We start from the raw sequence: 23,290 nt of genomic DNA, 5'->3' as shown, positions 1-23,290 counted from the left end.
CTCGCTGTCTTTCAATTGACCGTTCGACGGGCCTCGCCCGTCTTGGTTGCAGGCGCGATCCTACCATTTGCCCTCTCAAAGATAGGACGCGCGCCACGCCGGGGCAATTTTTTGTGCGCACCGGCGACGGCGGCTGCCTTGCCGGACAGGCAAGACGGACAGGTCGCGACGGGCGCGGCACTCAAGTCCGTGCCGGTCCGACCGATAACGTGTATATCGAAATCTCCGGATCCGGCCGGGGCCCGCGCCACGCGCGCCGGGCCAAGCGGCCATTCATCATGTTCGAGCTTCCTCGCATGCGCCGTCTGCCCTGGCCGTTCCGCCGCCGTCCCATCGCGCTTTGCGGGCACGCGGCGTGATGCACGTCGCGCATATCTTCGACGGCATCGCGCTCGCCTCGCACCTGCAGCCGATCTTCAGCCTGCCGCACCAGCGCGCGGTCGGCTACGAGGCGCTGCTGCGCGGGATCGCGCCGTCCGGGCCGCTCGTCGCGCCGTTCGACCTGTTCGGAAGGCGATCGTCGAAGGCTCGGTCGCCCTGCTCGACCGCACGAGCCACGCCACGCACCTCGCCAGCGCGGCCACCCGCCTGCCCGACGCGACCTGGCTCTTCCTGAACATCAATCCGTCGACCTTCACGGACCACGCCTACGCGGCCGAACTCGCCGCGCTCGCGCGCGAGTGCGGGCTCGCGCCCGGGCGCATCGTGATCGAAGTGCTGGAATCAGGCGGCTCCGAGCTTGCCCGGATCGCCCACGCGACGCACGCGTTCCGCTCACAGGGCTTTCTCGTCGCCGTCGACGACTTCGGCGCCGGCCATTCGAACATCGACCGTCTGCTGACGCTTCGGCCCGACATCGTCAAGCTGGACCGCAGCCTCGTGCGCACGCAGGGCGCCCATCTGCGCGACGCGCTGCTGCCGAAGCTCGTCAATCTCCTGCACGAGTCGGGCATGTTCGTCGTGGCCGAAGGCATCGAGACGGAGCAGGACCTGCTGCTCGCGGCCCGCTCGAACGTCGATTTCGTGCAGGGCTTTCTGTTCGGCCGCCCGGCGCCGGAACTGGTCCGCGCGTCGTCGGCGGGCACGCTCTTCGAGAATGTCTTCGATACGCTCGCGCAGATGCGCCATTCCGAGCGCCTCGCGAGCGATCTACTTCTGATGCCGTATCGCTCGCAACTGAAGGACGCCACCGCGCGCCTCTCGGGCGGCGCGTCGACCGAGGCCGCATGCGCTGCGCTGCTCACGTTGCCGTGCACGTCGAGCTGCTTCTTTCTCGACCAGCGCGGCCGCGAGTTTTCGCCCGCCCTGCCCGGCGCCGCTGCCCGCGCGGCCGGCGAGCGCTTCGCGCCGATCGCCGATCCGTCGACGGGACGCTGGGACAACCGAGACTATTTCGTCGACGCCCTCGCCGCCCGCGAGCAGTTGATCGCGAGCGCGCCGTATCTGTCGGTGACGGGCGCGTCGCTGTGCGTGACGCTGACCGTCGCGGTGCGCTATCGCGGCGCGTGGATCGTCGTGGGCGCGGACCTCGACTGGCAGAAGCTTTCCGCGCCGGCCGCCGCGATTCTCTAGGCAAGCGCCTTCGACAGCGCTTCACCGCCCACGCGCAGCGCGGCGACATTGCCCGGCTCGAAGGTCCAGTGGCCGGCGGCGTCGACGATGGAAAGCTGGGCACCGGGCCAGTGCCCGGCGAGTTCGAGCGCCTGATCGGCCGGGCAGACCATGTCGAAGCGGCCATGCACGATATGACACGGCAGGTGCGCAATCGCCGACAGGCGCGGCAGCAATGGTTCGGGCGGCAGTTCGTTCGCCATGTAGTGACGTTCGAGCAGCGCCATCGACACGGCCGGCGCATTGGATTCGCCAGTTTCCTTTTTTTCTTCTGCCGGTTTTTCCTGAGCCTGCGCCGGCTTGTTCACGACGGAAAGCGTCGTCTCATACGCCGTCCAGGCGCGCGCGAGCCGCGTGCCGGCTTCGTCGAAGCGCGCGAGCGGCGCTTCTGCGAGCGTCAGGATCTCTTCGGCACTGCGCGGCCGGTGACCGCACGCCGCTTCGATCGCGTCGAGAAACCGGCGGTGCGCGTCCGGGAACACGCGGCGCACGTCCCACAGGAACCAGTCGATGTCTTCGCGCCGTGCGAGAAACACGCCGCGCAGCAGGAAACCGAGACAGCGCCCGGGATGCGCAATGCCGTACGCCAGTCCGAGCGTCGTGCCCCACGAACCGCCGAAGAGCGCCCACTTTTCGATGCCGAGCGCGACGCGCAGCTTCTCCATGTCGCCGACGAGCGCGTCGATTCCGTTGTGTTCGAGCTTGCCGAACGGCGTGGACTTGCCGCAGCCGCGCTGGTCGAAGAAGACGATCCGCCACTTCGATGCATCGAGCACCTCCGCCCACTTGACGTTCATCGCGCCGCCCGGCCCGCCGTGCACGACGAGCATCGCGGGCATGTCGCGCGGACCCTGCGCGCGACAGTAGATCGTGTGGCCGTCTCCGACCTCGAGCATGCCTTCCTCGAAGCCGGGCGGTTCAGTTGCCGTCTGTTCCGTCATGGATTCCTCTTGTCCTGATTGGGGCCGAGCGTTCGTGTCGCTCACTGCCGCAGCATAAGCCATCGGGCCAGACACGCGCCGCATGTCGGGCTATGCTTCGGGGGGGCCGCGCGAGACGCGCTCCTTACCATCCCTTTCTTTCAAAGCGTTTTGATGCACCGAACACTCGTCAGGCGGCTCTTCGCCACTTATCTTCTCGGCAGCGGCATCATCTGGTCGATCCTGATCCTGCCTCTGTTTCCCTTCGTCGGCCGGCGTGGCCGCTACTGGCTCGCGAGACTCTGGTGCCGTGCAATGGTCGCGATGCTGCGCGTGATCTGCGGCATCACGTGTGCGGTCGAAGGGCTAGAGCATCTGCCCGAAGGGCCGTTCATCATGCTGTGCCGCCATGAATCGACCTGGGAGACGCTCGCGTTCATGGCGCTCTTTCCACAGCGCATCAGCTTCGTCTTCAAGCGCGAACTCAAGCGCGTGCCGTTCTTCGGCTGGGTGCTGGTCGGACTCGACATGGTGAGCCTCGATCGCGGATCGCTGCGCCAGGCGCATCAGGCCGTCACGCGCGAATGCGCCGAAAAGCTCGCGAAAGGCGATGCGGTGGTGATCTTCCCGGAGGGCACGCGCGTCGCGCACGACGCGCCGCTCAAGCTCGCGTCGGGCGGCGTGCGGCTCGCCTGCGCAACACGCGTCCCGGTGGTGCCCGTCGTTCACGATGCCGGCAAGGTCTGGCCGGCGAAGGGCTGGCCCGAAGGACCGGGGCACATCCGCGTGATCGTCACGCAGACGCTGCCGCTCGATTGCACGATCCCGCAGGAATTGAACAAGCTCGCGCAGGCGCAGATGGATGAGGCGCTGGCCGAGTTGCGATGAGTCGAGCGCGCCGCGCGCTTCAGTAAAGCGGGCGCGTCTTGGCGGCGCAGAGACGGTTGACCGCGGACAAGAGCGTCTCCATGTCGACGGGCTTTTGCAGATAGCCGTCGTAGCTCACGAAGGCCGGCGGATTCGGGTGACCCGAAATCATCAGGAAGGGAATCCTTGCAAGCGCCGTGTCGTTTTTCATCGTCTGGCAAAGGAGCGCGCCACCCAGGCCCGGCATCATCCAGTCGGACACGACGATGTCCACGCGATGCTCCGCGAGAAGCGCAAGCGCGGCATTCCCGTCATAGGCGCAGAGCACCGCGCAATCTGCGTCCTGCATGCAGATCGTCCAGGCTTCGATGGTGGCGGGGTCGTCGTCGACGAGCAGTACGGTCTTCATCTTCCTTAAAGTTGACGGCAGGTTGACAACGAGATTAACCGCGCGGGGGCGTCCGGCGGCGTGCTCTGCCATCTGACCGCGCGACACGTCGTTTGTTGCACCAGTATCGCCCGAAAACGCCATACGCGCCGATTTCCTCGTAGCATTGAACGCACCCGGTAACTTGTGCCCCGCCGGGGCGCTGGCCGCAACGGCTATTTCGTACCGATGCGCGCGCGGCCCGCGTCGCGAATCGCATCGATCAGACTCTCCTCGACAGGCGTTCGCGCGGCATCGGTGCGACGGATCAGGCCGATGGGTTCGTCGGTGCCCGCGAACGGCATCGAGAGCGCCGCGAGCAGTCCGAACGCGATGTCACGCTCGACGGCGCCCGCCGGCACGAACCAGACGGCATCGTTGTTGAGCGCGAGCGCACGCCCGAGCGAAACCGACAGCGTCTCGACGAACGCCGTCAGCGCGTGCGCGCCGAAGGCCGTCAGCACGCTCTCCGCCGACTGCCGGATCAGCGTGCCGAAGGGCGGCACGACAACCGGAAAGCGCGCGAGCAGCGCGGGCGTGAGCGGCGCTTCCAGGGTGAGCGGATGCTCGCGCCGCACGACGACCGCGAGCGGCTCGCGATAGACCTGCTCGAACGAGAGGCCGTGCATGCCCTCCGGATCGGACACGCGCCCGATCACGAAATCCACTTCGCCCTCCTTCAGCCGCGCGAGCAATTGCGCGTTCGAATCGGTCCACACGCTCACCGACACGGCGGGCCAATGCGCCCGGAACTCCGCGAGCGCGCGCGGCAGGAGCGCGGTCGCCACGGTCGGCAGGATGCCGATCGCCACCGACCCCGGCACGTCGCCGCCTTCGCGCAGCAGCACATCGACGCCCTCGCGCAGGGCTGCCACGCACGCGCTCGCATGCGGCGCGAAAAGACGCCCTTCGCGCGTCGGGACGGCACCGCGGCGCCCACGCTCGAAGAGCCGGACGCCTAGAATGGATTCGAGTTCGCCGATCGTCTTCGATACCGCCGGCTGGGTGATCGAAAGGCTGTCGGCGGCTCGCTGGACGCTGCCCAGTTGCGTCACGGCCAGGAAACACTGCAGATGCCGGAATTTGACGCGCGTATTGGTGAAGTCGTTATCCATGACGAATCGTTATGGCAGGAGGCATAAAACGTCATTTTCCATAACTTCGAAGGTTCGTTAAAGTAGTCTTCAGAAATATCCCATTGACCCACAAATAACAGGAGACAGTCGAATGACTTCACCGATCCTCACACCGCGCGACTGGGAATCGCATCCGCCCTACTGCTCGCCGGGCTACCGGTCTTCCGTGCTGCGCAGCCCGTCGCGCCCGCTGATCCCGCTGAAGGAAAACCTGCGCGACCGTCGCGTGCCAGTGTACGGCGCCGAAGACCTGGGTGCGCTCGACAACGACCTCACGAAGAACGCTGTGAAGAACGGCGATCCGCTCGGCGAGCGCATCATCGTGACGGGCCGCGTGCTCGACGAAGGCGGCCGCCCGGTACGCAATACGCTGGTCGAGATCTGGCAGGCGAACGCCGCCGGACGCTACGTCCACAAGGCCGACCAGCACGACGCTCCGCTCGATCCGAACTTCCTCGGCGCGGGACGCTGCATCACCGACAACGAAGGCCGCTATCGCTTCCTGACGATCAAGCCGGGCGCGTATCCGTGGGGCAACCATCCGAACGCCTGGCGTCCGAACCACATCCACTTCTCGCTCTTCGGCGAGTACTTCGGCTCGCGGCTCGTCACGCAGATGTACTTCCCCGGCGACCCGCTGCTCCAGCTCGACCCGATCTACCAGGGCATCCCGGAACAATCGCGCGAACGCCTGATCTCGCGCTTTTCCATCGATACGACGGAAGAAGCTTATGCGCTCGGCTACGAATTCGACATCGTGCTGCGCGGCCCGGACCAAACCCCGACGGAGGCCTGAACCATGACCACACTGAAACAGACCCCCTCGCAGACGGTCGGACCGTACTTCGCCTACGGCCTGTGCCCCGAGCAATACAACTTCGATCTGAAGAGCCTCTTTACGCCGTCGGTCGCTGACCGCGAAGTGACGGGCGAACACATTTCGGTCGTCGGCAACGTGTACGACGGCGAAGGCAAGGTGATCGGCGACGCGGTTATCGAAATGGCACAGGCCGATTCGGCCGGGCATTATGTGCAGAGCGTCGACGAAGCGCGCAAGACGGGCTTTCGCGGCTTCGCACGCGTCGGTACCGGCACGGACCCGAAACTGCGCTTCGTGGTGGACACGGTCAAACCCGGCAAGACCGGCGACGACGCCGCACCGCACATCGACGTCATCGTGCTGATGCGCGGCATGCTTTTGCACGCGTACACGCGCATCTACTTCGACGACGAGAGCGAAGCCAATGCGAAGGACGCGGTGCTCGCGAGCGTTCCCGAAGAACGCCGCGCAACGCTCATCGCGAAGCGCGAACCGGGCACGTCGAGCACGATCTACCGTTTCGACATTTATTTGCAAGGCCCGCAAGAGACCGTTTTCTTCGATCTCTGATGCTGCATTGAGGGTGGGCGAAGGAAGGTGCGTCCGGCACATGGTTTATAGTGTCGGATGCATAAAACCCGACGCCCATTTCAACGCCCCGCCGCCATGTCCGAAGCACCTTCCCCCTCCCCGCTTTACGTCAAGCTCCTCGGCGAAACCGCGCAGATCGGCTGGTCCGAACTGGAGCGCTTTTTCGCACGCGGCGTGCTCATCAAGGTAGCGCGCGATCTCGACCTCGTGAGCGTCGCCGAAAGCGTCGCCAGCGACAATACGAAACAGGTCACCGAATGGCTGTCGGCCGGGCTGATCGAACGCGTCCAGGCCGAAACGGCGGCCGACTTTGCCGCGCGCGATCCGGAATTGTGGGCCGTCGTGGTGTCGCCGTGGGTGTGCGTGCAGCAACGCGCCGGCAAGCCCTCGCAAGCGGCGAACTAGGCCGTCTCAAGCTACCTCGAGGCGCCTTGAGCGGCCTCAGGCCGCGGGCTTCCCCTCGCCCCGCGACGAGCGGATCATCACGAGCGTATCGCCCGCCTCGATCGCGACGTGCGGGTCTTCGTAGAACTCCATCACTTTCCCGTCGCGCGCCAGTCCAACGACGATCGCGCCCTTCACCTCGTTGGTCATCTGCCCGATCTCCCCGGGCAGCGCCACGCGTTCGAGCAGCGTGACGCGTCCGCGCGCCTGCAGCATGTCGGAGACGAACGGCACGACATAGCGTGTTTCCACGGCATCGGCGAGCAGGAGTCCGCCGATCTTCGTCGACGAAACGATCACGTCGGCGCCCGCCTGCCGCAACTGTCGCTGGAACACGTGCTCCTGAACCCGCACGACGATCTTCACCTTCGGCGCGAAACTGCGCACCGAGAGCGTGACGAGGATGGCGGTCGGGTCGTCGGTGACGGCGACGATCACCGCATGCGCCCGGGCGACCTGCGCCTCGCGCAGGATGTCTTCGCGCGACGGGTCGCCGAGCAGGCCCGTCACGCCGACCGAGGTCGCCGCCTCCAGCGCGGCCTCGCTGGTATCGATCACGATGATGCGGCGCGCGTCGGTGCCGCTTTCCAGCAGTTCGCGCACGGCTATCGACCCGGCAAGCCCGTAGCCGCACACGAGAATGTGCCCGCGCAGGTTTCGTTGCAGACGCTTCATGCGATATTCCTCGACGATGCGCTGGATCACCAGCTGATACGCGGTGCCCAGAAAGATGAACCAGATGATGACGCGGATCGGCATGATGAGCAGCGCATCGACGAGACGCGCGCGCGCCGTCACCGGCACGATGTCGCCGTAGCCGACGGTCGCGACCGTCACCATCGTGAAATAGACCACGTCGACCAGGTTCATCGGCTCGTTTGGCGGCTTCGACGCGTCGCGCAAACCGTCCCGGTCGATGTAGAGAATCGTGAACGCGAGCAGGCACAGCGCGAACACCATGTAGACGCGCCGCAGCAGCAGCCGTTGCGGCGAGACGGTCGGGCGCGTGAACAGCATGCGCCCGTGGCGCGGCTGCCACGGCATGCGCGCGCTGCGCGGCACGCGCGGGGGCGGTTTCGGCGAGGGTCGCGGAGAAGACAAGTCAGTAGCTCGAAGGGTTCCGGGATCGGGAGATTCTACCGCCTGAAAGCCGCTTGACTGGCGCGCCGCGCCCGGTGCTTCATCGCACCCAGTCGGTCCAGAGGACGACGAGGATCGTCATCAGCGCCGGGCCGATGAAAAGCCCGATCAGCCCGAACGTCTCGGCGCCGCCGAGAATCCCGAACAGCACGAGCAGGAACGGCAGGCGCGCCGATCCGCCGATCAGCACCGGCCGCACGAAATGCTCCGCGATGAACACCACCACGAGCCCGAACGCCGCGACGCAGACCGCCGCCACCATCGAGCCTTGCGCGAGCAGCCACAGCGCCGAGCCGAGAAAGACGATCGGCGCGCAGAACGGCAGCATCGCCGCGACGGCGGTCAGCATGCCGAGGAGCGTCGCGTGCGGCACGCCGGTGATCGCGTAGGCGATGCCGAGCAGCGCGCCCTCGCCCAGTCCCACGACGACGAGACCCACAACCGTGCTGCGCACCGAATCGGCCATGCGGCGCGCGAGCATCGCGCCGTCGCTGCCGAAGGCGCGTCGCGACGCCGCGAACAGTTGCTCGCCGAGTCTCGATCCCGCCTGCAAGATGAAGAACAGCGTGACGAGCATGAACCCGAAGATGATGAGGCCGTGCGCGAGCCGTCCGCCGAAGTGGCGTGTCATCTCGACGAAGGTCGCGCTGTGCAGCTTCTGCACCGCCGGCGACGATTCGAGCGGCGTCGCCAGATTCGCCGACCACCACGACGCGATCTGCTGCGAGCCCATCGGCAGGCGATGTACCCACTCGGGCAGCGCGATGCCGGAGCGCAGCACTTCATGGAGCCAGTGCAGCGTGTCGCGCGCTTCGCTCGCCGCCTGCGTCGCGACGATCGCGAACGGCACGACGAACAACAGCCCGACGGCCGCCGTCAGGGCGATCGCAACCAGCGATGTGTGCCTGCCGAGCCACGGCCGGCGCTCGAGCCAGCCGAACGCGGGCCACAGCGCGATTGCTATCACGGAAGCCCACACGACGGCGGGAATGAACGTGCGCATCGTCCAGAGCGCCAGGGCGACCAGCGCGGCGTACAGTACAGCCGATGCCGCACGCTGCAGGCGTTTCGCGCGGGCCTCGTCTTCGGTCGGAATCTGCTCGTGTTGGATCATCGGGTAGGTTCGGGTGCGCGTGGTTCGGGACGGACAGCACGCCGGCTCCGGCCGGCGCGTGCGCTGCATTGTATGTCCGGGCTCGCGTGGATGGATCGCGCATCGTTCGCCCGTCGGCCGTGCGCCAATGTTCTTTTACAAAGTACGGCGGTCCATTACATATAATCAGACTTAACTTGCTTCTGGCAATCCGCTACGTAAGGTCGCAGTGACAGCCATTCGAACGATCACCAGCTTCTGTGTCATGTCCGTTTTCGTTGCCGGCTGCTCGTCCGGTCTCGACCGGTGGCGCGAAGACGCCCTGAACGCCCGATACGGTGTCGTCCTGCATTCAGGCAAGGATGGCGTAGAAATTCGCATGTCCGATGCGACGCTCTTCGATACCGACGACGCAACCATCCGCCTCACGAGCGCGCCCATGCTCGACCGTGCCGCAGCGCTCCTCAAGCGCAGTTCACGGCCGATTCTGGTGGAAGGCCACACCGACAACGAAGGAACGCGCGCGTATAACGACTCGCTTTCTGCGGCGCGCGCCGAAGCGGTCGCCGATGCGCTCGTCGCACGCGGCGTGCCTGCCGCGCGCATCAGGACGAAGGGAATGGCCTACCTGCAGCCGATCGCGAGCAACGACACGCCCGAAGGGCGTGCGTTGAACCGGCGCGTGGATATCCTGGTGAAGGCCGAGACGACGGAAACGCTGGTCGGTCCGCGCAAGCCGACGCTCAGCTGGCTTCCATGACGAGCAACTGGGCGCCGTCGGCGACCTGATCGCCGACGTTAAAGAGAATCTCGCCGACCTTGCCGCCGGATGGCGCCACGATCGTGTGCTCCATCTTCATCGCCTCCATCACGAGCAGAGGCGCGCCCTTTTCCACCACAGCCCCCGTTTCCACCAGCACCGCGATGACCTTGCCGGGCATCGGCGCGGTGAGACGGCCTTCGTGCTCGGCGTCGGCGGCGTGAGCCATCAGGTTCTGCCATTCGAACGCAAGCGAAGCGCCCTGATAGAACACGTGGAAGACGTCGCCGTCGATGAACACGCGGCCCTTGATGAGCGTGTCGTCGAGCAGCACCGCGAACATGTGCGGCTCGTCCCCATGCGACCAGTCGAAGCGCACGTTCTCGCCGAGCAGTTCGAGGCGCTTGTCGTTGACGTGCATCGCCGTCGACTCGCGCGTGAAGACCGCTTGCAGCGTTTCATCGGTAGCGATCGCGCGCCAGTTCAGGTCCTGCGCGTAGCCGCCCGCCATGCGCCAGTGCGACAGCGCGTCCCAGGGGGAGTTGCCGTGCGCCTCACCGCCTTCGCGTGTCAGCAAGGCCGCGCAGGCAAGCGCGAGCGCTTCTTTTTGCGGCACGGTCGAAGGCGCGAAGAGCGTGTCGTGATGACGCTCGATCAGGCCGGTGTCCAGATCGCCCGTCGCAAACGGCTCGCTCGCGACGATGCGCTGCAGGAACTCCACGTTCGTGTGCGGCCCGACCACTTCGAATTCACGCAGCGCGCGCGACATCAGCGCGAGCGCATCGGCTCGGTCGCGGCCGTGCACGATCAGCTTCGCGATCATCGGATCGTAGAACGGCGTGATGGTGTCGCCTTCGCGCACGCCGCTGTCGATGCGCACTTTGCCGTTTATCGTGAACTGATCCGACTGCGGCATGCGCAGATGCTTGAGCGTGCCCGTCGACGGCAGGAAGCCACGCGACGGATTTTCCGCATAGATGCGCGCTTCGATTGCGTGGCCGTCGACCTTGAGTTCCTGCTGTTTCAACGGCAGCGGTTCGCCCGACGCGACCTTCAACTGCCATTCGACCAGATCGAGGCCCGTCACCATCTCCGTCACCGGATGCTCGACCTGCAGACGCGTGTTCATCTCCATGAAGTAGAACTGGCCGTCCTGCGTCATGATGAATTCGACGGTGCCCGCGCCCACGTAATTCACCGCGCGCGCAGCGGCAACCGCAGCTTCGCCCATCGCGCGACGCACTTCATCTGTCAGGCCCGGCGCGGGCGCTTCTTCCAGCACCTTCTGATGGCGGCGCTGCACCGAGCAATCGCGATCGAACAGATAGACGGCGCCGCCGTGCTTGTCCGCGAAAACCTGCACTTCGACGTGTCTTGGACGCAGCAGATACTTCTCGATCAGCACGCGATCGTTGCCGAAACTGCTCGCCGCCTCGCGCTTGCACGAGGCCAGTGCCGCAGCCAAATCCGCACTCTTCTCGACGACGCGCATACCCTTGCCGCCGCCGCCCGCGCTCGCTTTCAGCAGCACCGGATAGTCGATGCGGTCCGCTTCGCGTTGCAGGAGCGCGGGGTCCTGATCGTCGCCGTGATAGCCGGGGACGAGAGGCACCGACGCGGTTTGCATCAGCGCCTTCGCCGCCGCCTTCGAACCCATCGCGGAAATTGCCTCGACCGGCGGCCCGATGAACACCAGTCCCGCCTTCTCGCAGGCGCGTGCGAAGTCCTCGTTTTCCGACAGGAAACCGTAGCCCGGATGAATCGCCTGTGCGCCGGTTTTCAAGGCGGCGTCGATGATGCGCTCGATGCGCAGGTAGCTTTCGCCCGCCGCCGCACCGCCCACGTGCACCGCTTCGTCGCACACGGCGACGTGCTTCGCTTGCGCATCGGCATAGGAATAGACGGCGACGCTCGCGATACCCATGCGCTTCGCCGTCGCCGCGACGCGGCACGCGATCTCGCCGCGGTTCGCGATCAGAATTTTGTTGAACATGGCTGAGCCTGAGTAAAGAGGATTACATCCGGAAGACGCCAAACCGCGTGTCTTCAATGGGCGCGTTCATCGTCGCGGCGAGCCCGAGGCCGAGCACGTCGCGCGTTTGCGCGGGATCAATCACGCCGTCGTCCCAGAGACGCGCGCTCGCGTAATACGGATGTCCCTGAACCTCATACTGCTCGCGAATCGGCGCCTTGAACGCTTCCTCTTCTTCCTTCGACCAGCTACCGCCCTTGCCTTCGATGCCGTCACGCCGCACCGTTGCGAGGACCGAGGCAGCCTGCTCGCCGCCCATCACCGAGATGCGCGCGTTCGGCCACATCCACAGGAAGCGCGGCGAATACGCGCGGCCGCACATGCCGTAATTGCCCGCGCCGAACGACCCGCCGATGATCACCGTGAACTTCGGCACCTTCGCCGTCGCCACGGCCGTCACCATCTTCGCGCCGTTGCGCGCAATACCTTCGTTCTCGTACTTGCGCCCGACCATGAAGCCCGTGATGTTCTGCAGGAACACGAGCGGAATCTTGCGCTGGCAGCACAGTTCGATGAAATGCGCGCCCTTCAGGGCAGACTCGGAAAACAGGATGCCGTTGTTCGCGATGATCCCGACCGGATGGCCCCAGATATGCGCGAAACCGCAGACGAGCGTCGTGCCGTAGCGGGCCTTGAATTCGTCGAAGGCCGAGTCGTCGACGATGCGCGCGATCACTTCGCGCACGTCGAAGGGCTTGCGGGTATCGACAGGAATCACGCCGTAGACACTCTGCGGGTCGTAGCGCGGCGGCAGCGGTTCCTTCAGCGCGAGCGGCGCCGTCTTCACGCGATTCAGATTGCCGACGATGCTGCGCGCGATGCCCAACGCATGCGCATCGTTCTGCGCGAGATGATCAACTACGCCGGACAGACGCGTATGCACGTCGCCGCCGCCGAGGTCTTCTGCGCTCACTTCCTCGCCCGTGGCGGCCTTCACCAGAGGCGGGCCACCGAGGAAGATCGTCCCCTGATTCTTCACGATGATCGATTCGTCGCTCATCGCCGGCACATACGCGCCGCCCGCCGTGCACGAACCCATCACGACCGCGATCTGCGCGATCCCTTGCGCCGACATGTTCGCCTGGTTGTAGAAGATGCGGCCGAAGTGATCGCGATCGGGGAAGACGTCGTCCTGATTCGGCAGGTTCGCGCCGCCCGAATCGACGAGATACACGCACGGCAGGCGGTTCTGCTCCGCGATTTCCTGCGCGCGAAGATGCTTCTTGACCGTGACCGGATAGTAGGTGCCGCCCTTGACCGTCGCGTCATTGCAGACGATCACGCACTCCTGCCCCGCGATCCGCCCGATGCCCGTGATGACACCCGCACCCGGGGCGTCGTCGTTGTACATGCCGAAGGCGGCGAGTTGCGACAGTTCCAGAAATGGCGTGCCCGGATCGAGCAATTGCGCAATGCGGTCGCGCGGCAGCAGCTTGTTGCGCGAGACGTGCTTGTCACGCGCTGCCTGTCCACCGCCCAGCGCGAGTTTCGCGACCTTTTCCTTCAGGTCCGCGACGACCGCTTCGAGCGCCGCCGCGTTCGTGCGGAACTCTTCACCGCGCGGATTCAGTTTGGTTTCGATGATCGGCATGAGGTTGTCTCGCTCAAGCCGTTTCAGCAAACAGTTCGCGGCCGATCAGCATGCGGCGGATTTCGCTCGTGCCGGCGCCGATCTCATAAAGCTTCGCGTCGCGCCACAGGCGTCCGACCGGATATTCGTTGATATAACCATTGCCGCCGAGAATCTGGATCGCTTCGCCGGCCATCCACGTCGCCTTTTCGGCGGTGTAGAGGATCACGCCTGCGCAGTCCTTGCGCACTTGCCGAACGTGGCCTGAGCCGAGCGTATCGAGCTGGCGCCCGACTGCGTACAGATACGCGCGGCAGGCCTGCAGCGTCGTGTACAGGTCTGCGACCTTGCCCTGGATCAGCTGGAATTCGCCGATCGCCTGCCCGAACTGCTTGCGATCGTGGATATACGGCACGACCGCATCCATGCACGCGAGCATGATGCCGGTGGGACCACCCGCGAGCACGGCGCGCTCGTAGTCGAGGCCGCTCATCAGCACCTTCGCGCCGCCGTTCAACTGACCGAGGATGTTCTCCTTCGGCACTTCGACGTTCTCGAACACGAGTTCGCCAGTATGCGAGCCGCGCATGCCGAGCTTGTCGAGCTTCTGCGCGACCGAAAAGCCCTTCATGCCCTTCTCGACGATGAACGCCGTGATGCCCTTCGCGCCCGCTTCGATGTCGGTTTTCGCATAGACGACGAGCGTGTCGCAATCCGGGCCGTTGGTGATCCACATCTTGGTGCCGTTGAGCACATAGTGGTCGCCCTTTTCGTCGGCGCGCAGCTTCATGCTGACGACGTCCGAACCCGCGTTCGGCTCGCTCATCGCGAGTGCGCCGACATGTTCGCCCGACACGAGCTTCGGCAGGTACTTGCGCTTCTGCGCCTCGGTGCCGTTGCGGTGGAGTTGGTTCACGCACAGGTTCGAATGCGCGCCGTACGACAACCCGACCGAAGCCGACGCCCGCGAAATCTCCTCCATCGCGACCATATGCGCGGTGTAGCCCATGTTCGCGCCGCCATATTCCTCGGAGACCGTCATGCCGAGCACGCCGAGGTCGCCGAATTTTTTCCACAGGTCCATCGGGAACTGGTCGGTGCGATCGATCTCGCCAGCACGCGGCGCGATTTCCTTCGCGCAGAAGTTCGCGAGCGAGTCGCGCAGCATGTCGATATCTTCGCCCAGCGCGAAGTTCAGGCCCGGAACGTCATTCATGGGTGTCTCCTCCAGATTCAATGTTTTCGGCGCACCCTGAATATAAGTGCTGCTCACACAGCGCGCGCCTCAAGCGCATTGAGCAATTTCACGCTCAATTGCTCTGGCAGTCAACACATTTTTGAGCTACGCTCACATTTATTACTGTGCTTTCTCGCGCCATGTCCGCCCCTACCTCCGTATCCAGCCGACGTACGCCGTCGGGTGTCAAGTCGCAGCAGCGCGTGAAGGACATCCTTCAGGCGGGACGCGACGTCTTCGCCGAAAAAGGCTACGACGCCGCCACCAGCGCCGAGATCGCGCAGCGCGCGGGCATTTCTGAAGCGACGGTGTTCAGCTATTTCAGCGGCAAGCGCGAACTCTGCGCGCGCGTGATCGCGGACTGGTACGACGAAATCATCCAGGCATTCGAAACCGGCCTGCCGCGCGACGGCTCCGTGCGCCAGCAGTTCGCGTTCATCGTGAGGACGCATCTGCGGCTGATGCTCGTGAACGGTACGGGATTGTGCTCGCTGGTTCTGTCGGAGGGACGCACGAAGCAGCACGACCTCAGCGACACGCTCACGGAATTGCAACGCCGCTACACCGCGCCGCTGATGGATGTCCTCGCGCGCGGGCAGGAACTCGGGCACGTGCGCGGCGACATCCCGCTGCGGCTGATGCGCTCGCTCGTCTTCGGGCCGATGGAGCATGTGCTGTGGGACGCCACGCTTGCGAAGCGCCGCCTGAGTCAGACTCAGATCGACACGACCGCGAACGAGCTGATCGAGGTGCTGTGGGTTGCGCTGCAACCGCCGGACGCGAACGCAGCGGCGCTCACGCAGTTCCGGCAGGACGTGGAAGAGGCATCGCGCCGCTTCGAACAGGAAACGAAGCGCGCTACTTGATGAAACGCCGCGCGAGGCGCGCGAGCTTCGGCACGAACGTCGGGCGCAGCAGGCGCCCGTCGTAGCCGCCCATGCGGCGGTCGTTTTCGGCGAGACACAGGTCGATCAGCGCACCCGCCGACACCCCGCCCCCCACCGAATCGCCGACATTCGCCGGGAAGTTCATGTCCTGCGCCGCGCCGCTGTTGTCGAAGCCGCGCGCAAGCGACACGCGGTCGCGGATCAGCGCGATCCAGACGCTGCAGGTCCTGGCAAAGAACCACGGTCGCCGGTACCACGGCAGACTGCGCCGATACCACGCCAGCCAGTTCGCAAAAAAACAGGATATGGCGCGCCTCTTCCTGAATGACGGGCTCGAAAGTCTCGACGAGTGCCTCGGGGAAGTAACCCGACGTGCGCGCCGCCTCAAAGAGACCAAACGCGAAGAAGCTGTCGATGCATTCGCTGTAGCCGGTAAGCATCCACGCCCGCAGCGCGTCGGCGGGCGGCGGATACGGCGGCTCGGGCGCGAGCGCGATGCCGTACGCCTCGACCAGCTTCGAGAGCACGATCTTGTGGCGCGCTTCCTCATTGGCGTTCATCGTGATGGCTTCGCGCAGAAGCGGATCTTTGCTCGCCGCGTACGTCGCAACACGGATCGACGCGCGGCCTTCCGTCTGCACCGCGATGTCCCAGATCGGCAGCGACGTCACGCGCTTCAGCGCCGCGGGATCGAGCTTCGGCCAGTCGATGACGGCGGGCTTGTACGGGTTGTGCGTGGTGAGCAGCAACTCGCAGAACATCCGCTTGTGCTGAGCGGAACCTGTCTAGATCTTTCCGGCGGAACGATACGTCCAGTGACGCATCGCATGATCCGCTTCGGCTGGCGTGAGCGTGTCGGCCATGTCATGTTCGGAAGTGCGCGTAATGCGGATTCTGGCATAAGGGGCGCGAACACGCTCGCTTGTGTCATATTTGCGGCCAGTTTGGGCCCGCGACCGCTATCCGTTGTCCGAGGCCGGTCTGCCGGTCGTCGCCAGCGCTACACCGGCCCGACGCCCTGCGTCAGCAGCGCGACCGCGTGACGCGCAATCTGCTCGCTCGTCAGACGCCGGCCGCCCTCACGCCATTTCCAGGTCGCGAGCGGGAACACGGTCAGACCGAACAGCGAGACGAACACCAGCGACGGCTCCAGTCGCGGATTCAGCTTGCCGTCCTTTTGCCATTGCTCGATGCGCGTGATCGTCGCCTCTTTCTCGTCGCCGAAACGCTCGGCCATGCGCTGCCTGAGCAAGCCGCCGTCGCTGATCACTTCGCGCACCCACAGCGCCGCGAACCACCGATGCTTGTCGACCGTGGCGACGAGCGCTTCGGCGAAAGTGCGCAACGCGTCGGCGGGCTCGGCTTCGGGATCGGCGAATGCGCGGCCCAGTTCGGTGCGCAACGGAATGAAACGCTCGTCGATCAGCACGTCCAGCAACTGATCGCGCGTCTTGAAGTAATAGTGGACCATCGCGGGCGTCACGCCCGCCTCGCGCGCGATCGCGCCGAGCGTCGTCTCAACGATGCCCTGCTTCGCGAACATCCCGAGCGCAATGTCCAGCAAATGTTCGCGCGCATCGGCGCCGTGCGCGCCGGTCGGCCGCCCGGGGCGCCGGCCGGCCTTGCGCGGCGCGGCTTGCTTGTCAGTTTCGGTAACAACTTTTGTCATGAGATCCATCGACCAGACAGAAAACGAGGCCCATATTAACTTCCGTGTTAATTAATTTCAATCGAGTCACTCGATGGCATCTTTGCACCAAACCGCCGCGGCCGCCTTGCCAAGTGCCGCGCAATCCGCCGAACGACCGCCGATCCGCCTGCTTTTCACGGCGCTGCTGCTCGTCATGCTGCTCGGCGCGCTCGACCAGACCATTGTCTCCACCGCGCTGCCGACGATCGTCGGCGAGTTGGGCGGGCTGGAAAACCTGTCGTGGGTGGTGACGTCGTATCTGCTCACCTCGACCATCGTCGTGCCGCTTTACGGCAAGTTCGGCGACCTGTTCGGCCGCAAGATCGTGCTGCAGGCGTCGATCCTGATCTTTCTCGCCGGCTCCATTCTGTGCGGCGTCGCGCAGGACATGACGCAGCTGATCGTGCTGCGCGCGTTGCAGGGCCTGGGCGGCGGCGGACTGATGGTCATCACGATGGCCGCCATCGCCGACGTCATCCCGCCCGCCGAACGCGGCCGCTATCAGGGCCTCTTCGGCGGCGTGTTCGGACTCGCGACCGTGGTCGGTCCGCTCGTCGGCGGCTTTCTTGTCGAGCATCTGTCGTGGCGCTGGATCTTTTACATCAACGTGCCGCTCGGCGTGATCGCGCTTGTCGTGATCGGGCTCGTTTTCAAGCCGCATACCGCGCATGTCCGCCACAAGGTCGACTACATGGGCGCGGCGTTTCTCGCGTCGGCGCTCACCTGCATCATCCTGTTCACGAGCCAGGGCGGCACCCTTCTGCCGTGGAGTTCGCCGCAGCTGTGGTGCACGCTCCTGCTCGGGCTGATTTCGATTGGCGGCTTCATCTACGAAGAACGGCTCGCCGCCGAACCGATCATGCCGCTGTCGCTTTTCACGGATCGCACCTTCGTGCTGAGCGGGCTGATCGGCTTCATCGTCGGCTTTTCGCTGTTCGGCTCGGTCACGTTCCTGCCGCTCTATTTGCAGGTGGTGAAAGGCTCGACGCCGTCGCAAGCCGGCCTGCAAGTCACGCCGATGATGGCCGGCGTGCTCTTTTCGTCGATCGTGAGCGGGCGGCTGATCAGCCGCATCGGCAAATACCGCGCCTTTCCGATTGCCGGCACGGCGCTCGTCGCCTGCGCGATGCTGCTGCTCTCGACCCTGCAGATCGCGACCCCGGTTCACGTGATGTACGGCTACATGGCGCTGCTCGGGCTCGGACTCGGCATGGTGATGCAGGTGCTGGTGCTCGCGGTGCAGAACGCGGTGGAGTTTCGCCTGATCGGCGTGGCGACGTCCGGCGCGACGCTGTTTCGCTCGATCGGCGGTTCGGTGGGTGTGGCGGCGTTCGGCGCGATCTTCTCGAACGGACTGCGCTCGCGGCTGGAAGCAGCGATTCCGGCGGGCGTCGAACTGCCGCGCTCGCTCGGGCCGCAAGCCATCCAGCACTTGCCCGCCGCGCTCCACGACGACTATCTGAACGCGTTCGCCGCTTCGATGCATACGGTGTATCTCGTGGCGGCGGGTGTCGTCCTGATCGCGTTCGTACTCTCGTGGTTCCTGAAGGATCAGCCGCTGCGCAAGCGTTGACGCCAGCGTGCGACTCTCCTTCGGCGCGCCGGTGTATGCTTGCGCTCCCGAATTCAGGAGAAAGCTTCATGCAATTGAGTAAATGGCTGATCGTCCCGGCATGCTATGCGCTGGTGTCGTTCTCGACGCTCGCGCAGGCCGAAACGTATCGCTTCGCGGAAGGCCAATCGTCGATGGCGGCCGCACATTCAGGCGCTCATACGAAGGCTCAAAGCGCACACGCCGGGAAGAAGCACTCGAGCCAGCATCACCACCACACCTCGCAATCGGACAAGGCGCTCTACGGCCATCCCTGAACCCGATGACCCGCCGCGCCGCGCTCAGGCCACCGCAAGCACGAGGTGACCGGTTTCGGCGGCGGCCGGTTTGACCGAGATCTCGATGTCGTAGCCAAGACGCGTGAGGCAATCCATCAGCTTGCGCTCGGAGAAATTGGCGAAATCGCCGCGCAGCAGGCCCGACACCTTCGGCTGCGCGATACCCATGCGGCGCGCAGCCTGTTCCTGGGTGAGTTCGAGACGCCGGATCGCCTTGGCGATCTCGAACACGAGCCCGGACTTGATCTTGAGTTTTTCCGCGTCGGGCAATCCGAGGTCGGCAAACACGTTGCCCGACCCGACTTCGAACTCGACGCCTTCAATAATACGTTTTCCCACTTCTTAGCTCCTTCGCCAGGTGTTCCGCCAGTTTCAGCCGCGCACGGACGATGTCCATCTCTTCGACAGGCGTGGCAATGCCGCACTTGCTCTTCTTCTGGAAACAATGCAGCACGAACACGGCCTCGCGATAACGCACGGTATAAACCGCGCGATACGTTCCGCCAGCATCGTCTTCCACAAGTTCCAGCACGCCCGCGCCGCTGAAGCCGCGCATTGTCTTTGCCGACTGGTGACGCCCGCCCCGCTGGGCGACGTCGAGCGCGTGACCGAAAAACTGCCGCACTTCCACAGGAAGCGCGCACAAATCCTTTTTGCTGCTGCCGACCCAGATGAGCGGCCTTTCATCTGACTGCATGTATTTATACTCGAACTGGTATTGAAATGCAAGCCGCTTTTCTGGCGACTCCTGAGCGCGCCACGAAAAACATCAGGAATGCCAAGTCACGGCGCCAGTTCGAGCATCTCCCGGCAGCAGAAGCGGAACAATTCGGCCGAATGGCCTACGCAAAGCAAAAACGCCTTGCGGCGCGAGCCGCAAGGCGTGAGGCAAAGCTCAATGTGGATGAGCGTTCAGGTGGCGAGCGGCACGCGCTCCGGTTCGTCGGCTTCGAACCAGTCGGGATTGCGCTCGGCGATCGGATGCAGGGAGATCAGGATCTCGCGCAGATGCGCGCGCATCGCCTCTTCGGCGAGCGACGGATCGTGCGCCTTCAGCGCGCTGACGATCCGCGCATGCTGCCGGATCAGCAGGTCGAGCGGCGAAACATCGGGAAGGCTCAGATAACGCACGCGATCCATTTGTGCCTTGATGTCCTGAATCGTGTTCCAGGCCGCCACGCAATCGATCGACTGCGCGATCAGGAAGTGAAACTGCTCGTCGAGCGCGAGGAACGCCGCGATGTCGTTTGCCTTCGCCGCCGCCTTCTGCTCGCGCAGGTTCGCGGCGAGTTCGTCGAGCTGCGCTTCCGTGATCGCGGCGGCGGCCTTGCGCGCCACCGCTGTCTCGATCGCCTCGCGGATGAAGCGCCCTTCTCGCACCTGACGCGGCGAGATCTTCTTCACGAAAGTGCCGCGCTGCGGCAGCACCTGCAGCACCCCCGCCTCGACCAGCTTGATGAACGCCTCGCGCACCGGCTGCCGCGAGACGTTGAACATCTCCGACACTTCCTTTTCCGAAAGCGGCGTGCCCGGCGCCATCTCGCCCGCGAAAATCGCCTGGCGCAATGCGCGGAAAATCTGCTTGCCGATAGGCTCGTGCGAATCGAACGACACTTTCTCCGTGAGATCGGGAAGCGGCGTCTTCGGTTGCGACGCGAGCGCGCGGCGAGCGCGTCCGCGCTTCATCGGGGCGGCGGTGTCGGGCGGGTCCACACTGTCGAGCGGAGTGGTTGCGGAAATGCTTGTCATGGGCAGTCTTTCAATACGCTGTCTTCACGATACTATCACGCGCCCTGCTGCGGTTTTCAGCGTGCGCGGCTCGCGAATGAACACCAGAGCACACAACGCACCGAGCACCGCGATCGCTCCCGCCAGCACGAACGCGCTGCCGTAGTGACCGTTCGTCGCCTGCACGATGAAGCCCGTCACCGCCGGTCCGATGATGCCCGCGAGGTTCGCGAGCAGGTGCACGAAGCCGCCGACGCCGCCGACGTTCTCGCGCCGCACCGTGTCCTGGATCACGGCCCAGTAGACGGAGCCAGTCACATACAGGAAGAAGATCGACACCGACATCAGCGCGACCGCGCCCTGCATGCTCGCAACACGCCCCGCAAAGCCGACGCACACCGCCGCCGCGCCGAGGCACACGGAGAGCACGATGCGTCGCGAGAGCAGCGGCTTGCCGGTGAGACGCAGGATCAAGTCGGTGATGAAGCCGCCCGCAGCCAGCCCGATGCTGCCGAGCACCCACGGAATGACCGTCGCGATGCTCATGTCGCGCAACGACATGTGGTGCGCCTCGATCAGGTAGGTCGGGAACCACGACAGGAAGAAGAACAGCACGTAGTTGTACGCGAAGAACGCGAATGCCGTGGCGAGGATGATCGGCTGCTTCAGGTAGAAGCCGAGACCCGCTTTCTGACCAGCGGGCGCGTGTTCCATCGACGAAGCCTGCTGCTGTCCTTCGACAATCAGGTCGAGTTCCGCGGCCTTCACGCGCTTGTTCTGCTGCGGGTGTTCGGTGGTCGTGAGCGTCCACAGCACGAGCCACGCGAGCCCGAACAGCATGATGACGACGAACGCCCAGCGCCAGCCGAACTGGATCGCCATATAGCCGACGACCGGCCCCGCGAGCGCCCCGCCGAGCGGCGTACCCGAACTGATGACGCCGATCGCGCTCGCCACCTCGCGGCGCGGGAACCAGTTGTTCACCATCTTGCTGTTCGACGAACTGAACGGCCCTTCGCCCATGCCGAACAGCACGCGCAGCACGATCAGCGAGACGAGGCCGCCGGCGAGCGCAGTCGCGCCGCAGAAGATCGACCAGATGCCCATTGCGCCGCCGAACACTTTCTTCGCGCCATATTTGTCCGACGCCACGCCGCCGATGAAGTTGAACAGCGCGTAGCCGACAAAGAAGCTGCTGAACACGATGCCCATCTGCGCATGCGAAAAGTTCAGGTCTTTCTGGATGAGCGGCGCGGCAATCGAAAGCGCGGCGCGGTCGAGGTAATTGATGATGCCCGCCAAAAACAGCAGGCCGACGACGAACCATCGCTGGCTCTTGATCATGGTGAGTCTCCGGTTGCGCCGCCTCTTTCCGGGCGGTTCGTGCAAGATAGTTAATCGAAATGCAGATGGACTTTCATCGACTGCGTGCGGTCGTGTGCGACTTCGAATGCGCGATTCGCTTCTTCGAGCGGGAACGCGTGCGTCATCAGCGGACGCAGGTCGATCTTGTGCGCACCGAGTTCCTCGGCGGCGACCGCGTATTCGTCGGTGAAACGGAACGAGCCGCGATAACACAGCTCCTTCGACATCACGAGATTCGCCGCCACCGGCGACTGCCCCGCCGGCAGGTTGCCGACCTGAATCACCGTGCCGCCCGCGCGTGCGGCGCGCAATGCAGTGTCAAGCCCTGCGGGGCTTCCTGACGCTTCGAGCACGACATCGAACGTCCCGCGCTGCTGCGCCCACTGTTCGATGCGCGCCTGGTCGTTAGCGAGCACGGTTTCGTCGGCGCCTAGCGTCGTCGCCATTTGCAGCGCCTTCTCCGCGAGATCGAGCGCGACGATGCGATGCGCGCCCGCCCGCTTCGCAACGGCCAGCAAGATGCAGCCGATCGGACCGCAGCCGACCAGCAGCACCTTCGCGCCGACGAGCGTGCCGGCCTGCCGCAACGCGTGCAAGGCGACGGCGAGCGGCTCGGCCATCGATGCCTGCGCGAAGTCGAGGCCGTCCGGCACCGGTACGCACTGGTGCGCGCTCACTGCGATGTACTGGCGGAACATGCCCTGCATGTGCGGAAACGTCGACGCGCTGCCCATGAAGCGCATGTTCAGGCAGTGGTTCGGCATGCCTTTGACGCAATAACGGCACACGCCGCAGTTGAGCCCCGGATTCACCGCGACGCGCTGTCCGACTGCAAGACCGCTTACGCCTTCGCCGAGCGCGGCGACTTCGCCCGCGACCTCGTGACCGAGCACGAACGGCTCGCGCACGGCGAAGTCACCGCTCTTGCCCTTGAAGTAGTACGACAGGTCCGACCCGCAGATGCCGCCCGCGCGTACGCGAATCTGCACCTGGCCCGGCTGCGGTTGAGGCGCATCGAGTTCGTCGATGAGGAGTTTTTTGGGTTCGTGAAGTACGGCTGCAAACATCGTGATGCTCCTTTC

The 23,290-nt window shown here is 64.9% G+C and carries 23 protein-coding genes and 1 pseudogene; 9 read left to right on the top strand and 15 right to left on the bottom strand.

Going from position 1 to position 23,290, the window contains the following annotated elements; genetic code table 11:
* Positions 1 to 189 precede the first annotated feature (189 nt).
* Positions 190 to 1,572 carry an EAL domain-containing protein gene (locus AWB81_RS05425; RefSeq protein ID WP_235025724.1) on the top strand — a complete coding sequence of 461 codons (1,383 nt, stop codon included), beginning with the start codon at positions 190 to 192 and terminating at the stop codon, positions 1,570 to 1,572.
* On the opposite strand, the gene pip is transcribed toward AWB81_RS05425, so the two are convergent.
* Positions 1,569 to 2,552 carry a prolyl aminopeptidase gene (gene pip, locus AWB81_RS05420; protein ID WP_062632997.1) on the bottom strand — a complete coding sequence of 328 codons (984 nt, stop codon included), beginning with the start codon at positions 2,550 to 2,552 and terminating at the stop codon, positions 1,569 to 1,571. The two genes, AWB81_RS05425 and pip, sit on opposite strands and share 4 nt — an antisense overlap.
* A gap of 153 nt (positions 2,553 to 2,705) precedes the next feature.
* Here pip and AWB81_RS05415 point away from each other — a divergent pair, with 153 nt between their 5' ends.
* Positions 2,706 to 3,419, top strand: coding sequence for a lysophospholipid acyltransferase family protein (locus AWB81_RS05415; protein ID WP_062632995.1), 714 nt, complete (start codon positions 2,706 to 2,708; stop codon positions 3,417 to 3,419).
* A gap of 19 nt (positions 3,420 to 3,438) precedes the next feature.
* On the opposite strand, the gene AWB81_RS05410 is transcribed toward AWB81_RS05415, so the two are convergent.
* Together AWB81_RS05410 and pcaQ are read right to left on the bottom strand one after the other, a co-directional pair.
* Complete coding sequence (locus AWB81_RS05410; RefSeq protein WP_062633137.1) at positions 3,439 to 3,807, bottom strand: response regulator transcription factor; 369 nt, start codon at positions 3,805 to 3,807, stop codon at positions 3,439 to 3,441.
* Between the two features lie 194 nt (positions 3,808 to 4,001).
* Entirely contained in the window at positions 4,002 to 4,940 is a 939-nt protein-coding gene (gene pcaQ, locus AWB81_RS05405; RefSeq protein WP_062632993.1) for a pca operon transcription factor PcaQ, read from the bottom strand.
* 112 nt (positions 4,941 to 5,052) lie between these two features.
* On the opposite strand from pcaQ, the gene pcaH reads away from it, so the two are divergent.
* The 3 genes from pcaH (at position 5,053) to AWB81_RS05390 (ending at position 6,777) form a co-directional block, all read left to right on the top strand.
* On the top strand, positions 5,053 to 5,757 hold the full coding sequence (gene pcaH, locus AWB81_RS05400) for a protocatechuate 3,4-dioxygenase subunit beta (protein WP_062632991.1): 705 nt from the start codon (positions 5,053 to 5,055) through the stop codon (positions 5,755 to 5,757).
* A 3-nt stretch (positions 5,758 to 5,760) separates the two neighbouring features.
* Positions 5,761 to 6,351 carry a protocatechuate 3,4-dioxygenase subunit alpha gene (pcaG, locus tag AWB81_RS05395; protein WP_062632989.1) on the top strand — a complete coding sequence of 197 codons (591 nt, stop codon included), beginning with the start codon at positions 5,761 to 5,763 and terminating at the stop codon, positions 6,349 to 6,351.
* Positions 6,352 to 6,447: 96 nt separating this feature from the next.
* Positions 6,448 to 6,777 carry a DUF2288 domain-containing protein gene (locus AWB81_RS05390; RefSeq protein ID WP_062632987.1) on the top strand — a complete coding sequence of 110 codons (330 nt, stop codon included), beginning with the start codon at positions 6,448 to 6,450 and terminating at the stop codon, positions 6,775 to 6,777.
* Positions 6,778 to 6,813: 36 nt separating this feature from the next.
* Here the strand turns inward: AWB81_RS05390 and AWB81_RS05385 are convergent, their stop codons facing one another.
* Both AWB81_RS05385 and AWB81_RS05380 read right to left on the bottom strand, forming a co-directional pair.
* Positions 6,814 to 7,860, bottom strand: coding sequence for a potassium channel family protein (locus AWB81_RS05385; protein ID WP_062633135.1), 1,047 nt, complete (start codon positions 7,858 to 7,860; stop codon positions 6,814 to 6,816).
* 136 nt (positions 7,861 to 7,996) lie between these two features.
* Complete coding sequence (locus tag AWB81_RS05380) at positions 7,997 to 9,070, bottom strand: AI-2E family transporter (protein WP_062632985.1); 1,074 nt, start codon at positions 9,068 to 9,070, stop codon at positions 7,997 to 7,999.
* Between the two features lie 244 nt (positions 9,071 to 9,314).
* On the opposite strand from AWB81_RS05380, the gene AWB81_RS05375 reads away from it, so the two are divergent.
* On the top strand, positions 9,315 to 9,809 hold the full coding sequence (locus AWB81_RS05375) for an OmpA family protein (RefSeq protein ID WP_062632978.1): 495 nt from the start codon (positions 9,315 to 9,317) through the stop codon (positions 9,807 to 9,809).
* Here AWB81_RS05375 and AWB81_RS05370 read toward each other — a convergent pair.
* Genes AWB81_RS05370 through AWB81_RS05360 form a run of 3 tightly spaced genes read right to left on the bottom strand, consistent with a single transcriptional unit; the run spans position 9,793 to position 14,627 of the window.
* Complete coding sequence (locus tag AWB81_RS05370; RefSeq protein ID WP_062632976.1) at positions 9,793 to 11,802, bottom strand: acetyl/propionyl/methylcrotonyl-CoA carboxylase subunit alpha; 2,010 nt, start codon at positions 11,800 to 11,802, stop codon at positions 9,793 to 9,795. The two genes, AWB81_RS05375 and AWB81_RS05370, sit on opposite strands and share 17 nt — an antisense overlap.
* Positions 11,803 to 11,824: 22 nt before the next feature.
* Positions 11,825 to 13,432 (bottom strand): carboxyl transferase domain-containing protein, encoded by a 1,608-nt coding sequence (locus tag AWB81_RS05365; protein WP_062632974.1) that lies wholly within the window; start codon positions 13,430 to 13,432, stop codon positions 11,825 to 11,827.
* A 13-nt stretch (positions 13,433 to 13,445) separates the two neighbouring features.
* Positions 13,446 to 14,627 carry an isovaleryl-CoA dehydrogenase gene (locus AWB81_RS05360; RefSeq protein ID WP_062632972.1) on the bottom strand — a complete coding sequence of 394 codons (1,182 nt, stop codon included), beginning with the start codon at positions 14,625 to 14,627 and terminating at the stop codon, positions 13,446 to 13,448.
* Positions 14,628 to 14,788: 161 nt separating this feature from the next.
* Between AWB81_RS05360 and AWB81_RS05355 the strand changes: the two genes are divergently transcribed.
* Complete coding sequence (locus AWB81_RS05355) at positions 14,789 to 15,514, top strand: TetR/AcrR family transcriptional regulator (RefSeq protein WP_062632970.1); 726 nt, start codon at positions 14,789 to 14,791, stop codon at positions 15,512 to 15,514.
* On the opposite strand, the pseudogene AWB81_RS05350 reads toward AWB81_RS05355, so the two are convergent.
* Together AWB81_RS05350 and AWB81_RS05345 are read right to left on the bottom strand one after the other, a co-directional pair.
* A pseudogene (locus tag AWB81_RS05350) lies at positions 15,507 to 16,296 on the bottom strand (ferritin-like domain-containing protein). The gene AWB81_RS05355 and the pseudogene AWB81_RS05350 overlap by 8 nt on opposite strands.
* 239 nt (positions 16,297 to 16,535) lie before the next feature.
* On the bottom strand, positions 16,536 to 17,204 hold the full coding sequence (locus tag AWB81_RS05345; RefSeq protein ID WP_062633133.1) for a TetR/AcrR family transcriptional regulator: 669 nt from the start codon (positions 17,202 to 17,204) through the stop codon (positions 16,536 to 16,538).
* Positions 17,205 to 17,277: 73 nt separating this feature from the next.
* Here AWB81_RS05345 and AWB81_RS05340 point away from each other — a divergent pair, with 73 nt between their 5' ends.
* On the top strand, positions 17,278 to 18,798 hold the full coding sequence (locus AWB81_RS05340; protein ID WP_062632968.1) for an MDR family MFS transporter: 1,521 nt from the start codon (positions 17,278 to 17,280) through the stop codon (positions 18,796 to 18,798).
* A 68-nt stretch (positions 18,799 to 18,866) separates the two neighbouring features.
* Positions 18,867 to 19,094: a hypothetical protein gene (locus tag AWB81_RS05335; RefSeq protein ID WP_062632966.1), complete on the top strand. Its 228-nt coding sequence runs from the start codon at positions 18,867 to 18,869 to the stop codon at positions 19,092 to 19,094.
* Between the two features lie 24 nt (positions 19,095 to 19,118).
* Here AWB81_RS05335 and AWB81_RS05330 read toward each other — a convergent pair whose 3' ends face one another.
* From AWB81_RS05330 to AWB81_RS05310, 5 genes are all read right to left on the bottom strand, one after another.
* The gene (locus AWB81_RS05330) at positions 19,119 to 19,454 is read right to left on the bottom strand and encodes a helix-turn-helix domain-containing protein (RefSeq protein ID WP_062632964.1); all 336 of its coding nucleotides are present in this window, start codon (positions 19,452 to 19,454) and stop codon (positions 19,119 to 19,121) included.
* On the bottom strand, positions 19,435 to 19,812 hold the full coding sequence (locus AWB81_RS05325; protein WP_062632962.1) for a type II toxin-antitoxin system RelE/ParE family toxin: 378 nt from the start codon (positions 19,810 to 19,812) through the stop codon (positions 19,435 to 19,437). Before AWB81_RS05325 ends, AWB81_RS05330 begins: the two co-directional genes overlap by 20 nt.
* 215 nt (positions 19,813 to 20,027) lie before the next feature.
* Positions 20,028 to 20,864: a GntR family transcriptional regulator gene (locus tag AWB81_RS05320; protein ID WP_374730474.1), complete on the bottom strand. Its 837-nt coding sequence runs from the start codon at positions 20,862 to 20,864 to the stop codon at positions 20,028 to 20,030.
* Between the two features lie 24 nt (positions 20,865 to 20,888).
* Positions 20,889 to 22,187 carry an MFS transporter gene (locus tag AWB81_RS05315; protein WP_062632958.1) on the bottom strand — a complete coding sequence of 433 codons (1,299 nt, stop codon included), beginning with the start codon at positions 22,185 to 22,187 and terminating at the stop codon, positions 20,889 to 20,891.
* A 50-nt stretch (positions 22,188 to 22,237) separates the two neighbouring features.
* A complete protein-coding gene (locus AWB81_RS05310; protein ID WP_062632956.1) occupies positions 22,238 to 23,275 on the bottom strand; it encodes an L-idonate 5-dehydrogenase in 1,038 nt (345 codons plus the stop codon).
* Between the last annotated feature and the right edge of the window lie 15 nt (positions 23,276 to 23,290).

This window comes from Caballeronia arationis (assembly GCF_001544975.2).
Classification (GTDB): domain Bacteria; phylum Pseudomonadota; class Gammaproteobacteria; order Burkholderiales; family Burkholderiaceae; genus Caballeronia; species Caballeronia arationis.
Note: the sequence above shows the minus strand (reverse complement) of the source record. Positions and strands in the feature narration are given on the sequence as shown.

What these genes read in the sequence shown, in the direction of transcription:
- AWB81_RS05370 (WP_062632976.1), bottom strand. Translation starts at nt 11,802, where the DNA reads ATGTTCAACAAAATTCTGATCGCGAACCGCGGCGAGATCGCGTGCCGC.
- pcaG (WP_062632989.1), top strand. Translation starts at nt 5,761, where the DNA reads ATGACCACACTGAAACAGACCCCCTCGCAGACGGTCGGACCGTACTTC.
- pcaQ (WP_062632993.1), bottom strand. Translation starts at nt 4,940, where the DNA reads ATGGATAACGACTTCACCAATACGCGCGTCAAATTCCGGCATCTGCAG.
- AWB81_RS05355 (WP_062632970.1), top strand. Translation starts at nt 14,789, where the DNA reads ATGTCCGCCCCTACCTCCGTATCCAGCCGACGTACGCCGTCGGGTGTC.
- AWB81_RS05335 (WP_062632966.1), top strand. Translation starts at nt 18,867, where the DNA reads ATGCAATTGAGTAAATGGCTGATCGTCCCGGCATGCTATGCGCTGGTG.
- AWB81_RS05315 (WP_062632958.1), bottom strand. Translation starts at nt 22,187, where the DNA reads ATGATCAAGAGCCAGCGATGGTTCGTCGTCGGCCTGCTGTTTTTGGCG.
- AWB81_RS05375 (WP_062632978.1), top strand. Translation starts at nt 9,315, where the DNA reads ATGTCCGTTTTCGTTGCCGGCTGCTCGTCCGGTCTCGACCGGTGGCGC.
- AWB81_RS05360 (WP_062632972.1), bottom strand. Translation starts at nt 14,627, where the DNA reads ATGAATGACGTTCCGGGCCTGAACTTCGCGCTGGGCGAAGATATCGAC.
- AWB81_RS05340 (WP_062632968.1), top strand. Translation starts at nt 17,278, where the DNA reads ATGGCATCTTTGCACCAAACCGCCGCGGCCGCCTTGCCAAGTGCCGCG.
- AWB81_RS05325 (WP_062632962.1), bottom strand. Translation starts at nt 19,812, where the DNA reads ATGCAGTCAGATGAAAGGCCGCTCATCTGGGTCGGCAGCAGCAAAAAG.
- AWB81_RS05320 (WP_374730474.1), bottom strand. Translation starts at nt 20,864, where the DNA reads ATGACAAGCATTTCCGCAACCACTCCGCTCGACAGTGTGGACCCGCCC.
- AWB81_RS05365 (WP_062632974.1), bottom strand. Translation starts at nt 13,432, where the DNA reads ATGCCGATCATCGAAACCAAACTGAATCCGCGCGGTGAAGAGTTCCGC.
- AWB81_RS05345 (WP_062633133.1), bottom strand. Translation starts at nt 17,204, where the DNA reads ATGACAAAAGTTGTTACCGAAACTGACAAGCAAGCCGCGCCGCGCAAG.
- AWB81_RS05410 (WP_062633137.1), bottom strand. Translation starts at nt 3,807, where the DNA reads ATGAAGACCGTACTGCTCGTCGACGACGACCCCGCCACCATCGAAGCC.
- AWB81_RS05385 (WP_062633135.1), bottom strand. Translation starts at nt 7,860, where the DNA reads ATGCCGTGGCAGCCGCGCCACGGGCGCATGCTGTTCACGCGCCCGACC.
- AWB81_RS05380 (WP_062632985.1), bottom strand. Translation starts at nt 9,070, where the DNA reads ATGATCCAACACGAGCAGATTCCGACCGAAGACGAGGCCCGCGCGAAA.
- AWB81_RS05415 (WP_062632995.1), top strand. Translation starts at nt 2,706, where the DNA reads ATGCACCGAACACTCGTCAGGCGGCTCTTCGCCACTTATCTTCTCGGC.
- AWB81_RS05310 (WP_062632956.1), bottom strand. Translation starts at nt 23,275, where the DNA reads ATGTTTGCAGCCGTACTTCACGAACCCAAAAAACTCCTCATCGACGAA.
- pcaH (WP_062632991.1), top strand. Translation starts at nt 5,053, where the DNA reads ATGACTTCACCGATCCTCACACCGCGCGACTGGGAATCGCATCCGCCC.
- AWB81_RS05390 (WP_062632987.1), top strand. Translation starts at nt 6,448, where the DNA reads ATGTCCGAAGCACCTTCCCCCTCCCCGCTTTACGTCAAGCTCCTCGGC.
- pip (WP_062632997.1), bottom strand. Translation starts at nt 2,552, where the DNA reads ATGACGGAACAGACGGCAACTGAACCGCCCGGCTTCGAGGAAGGCATG.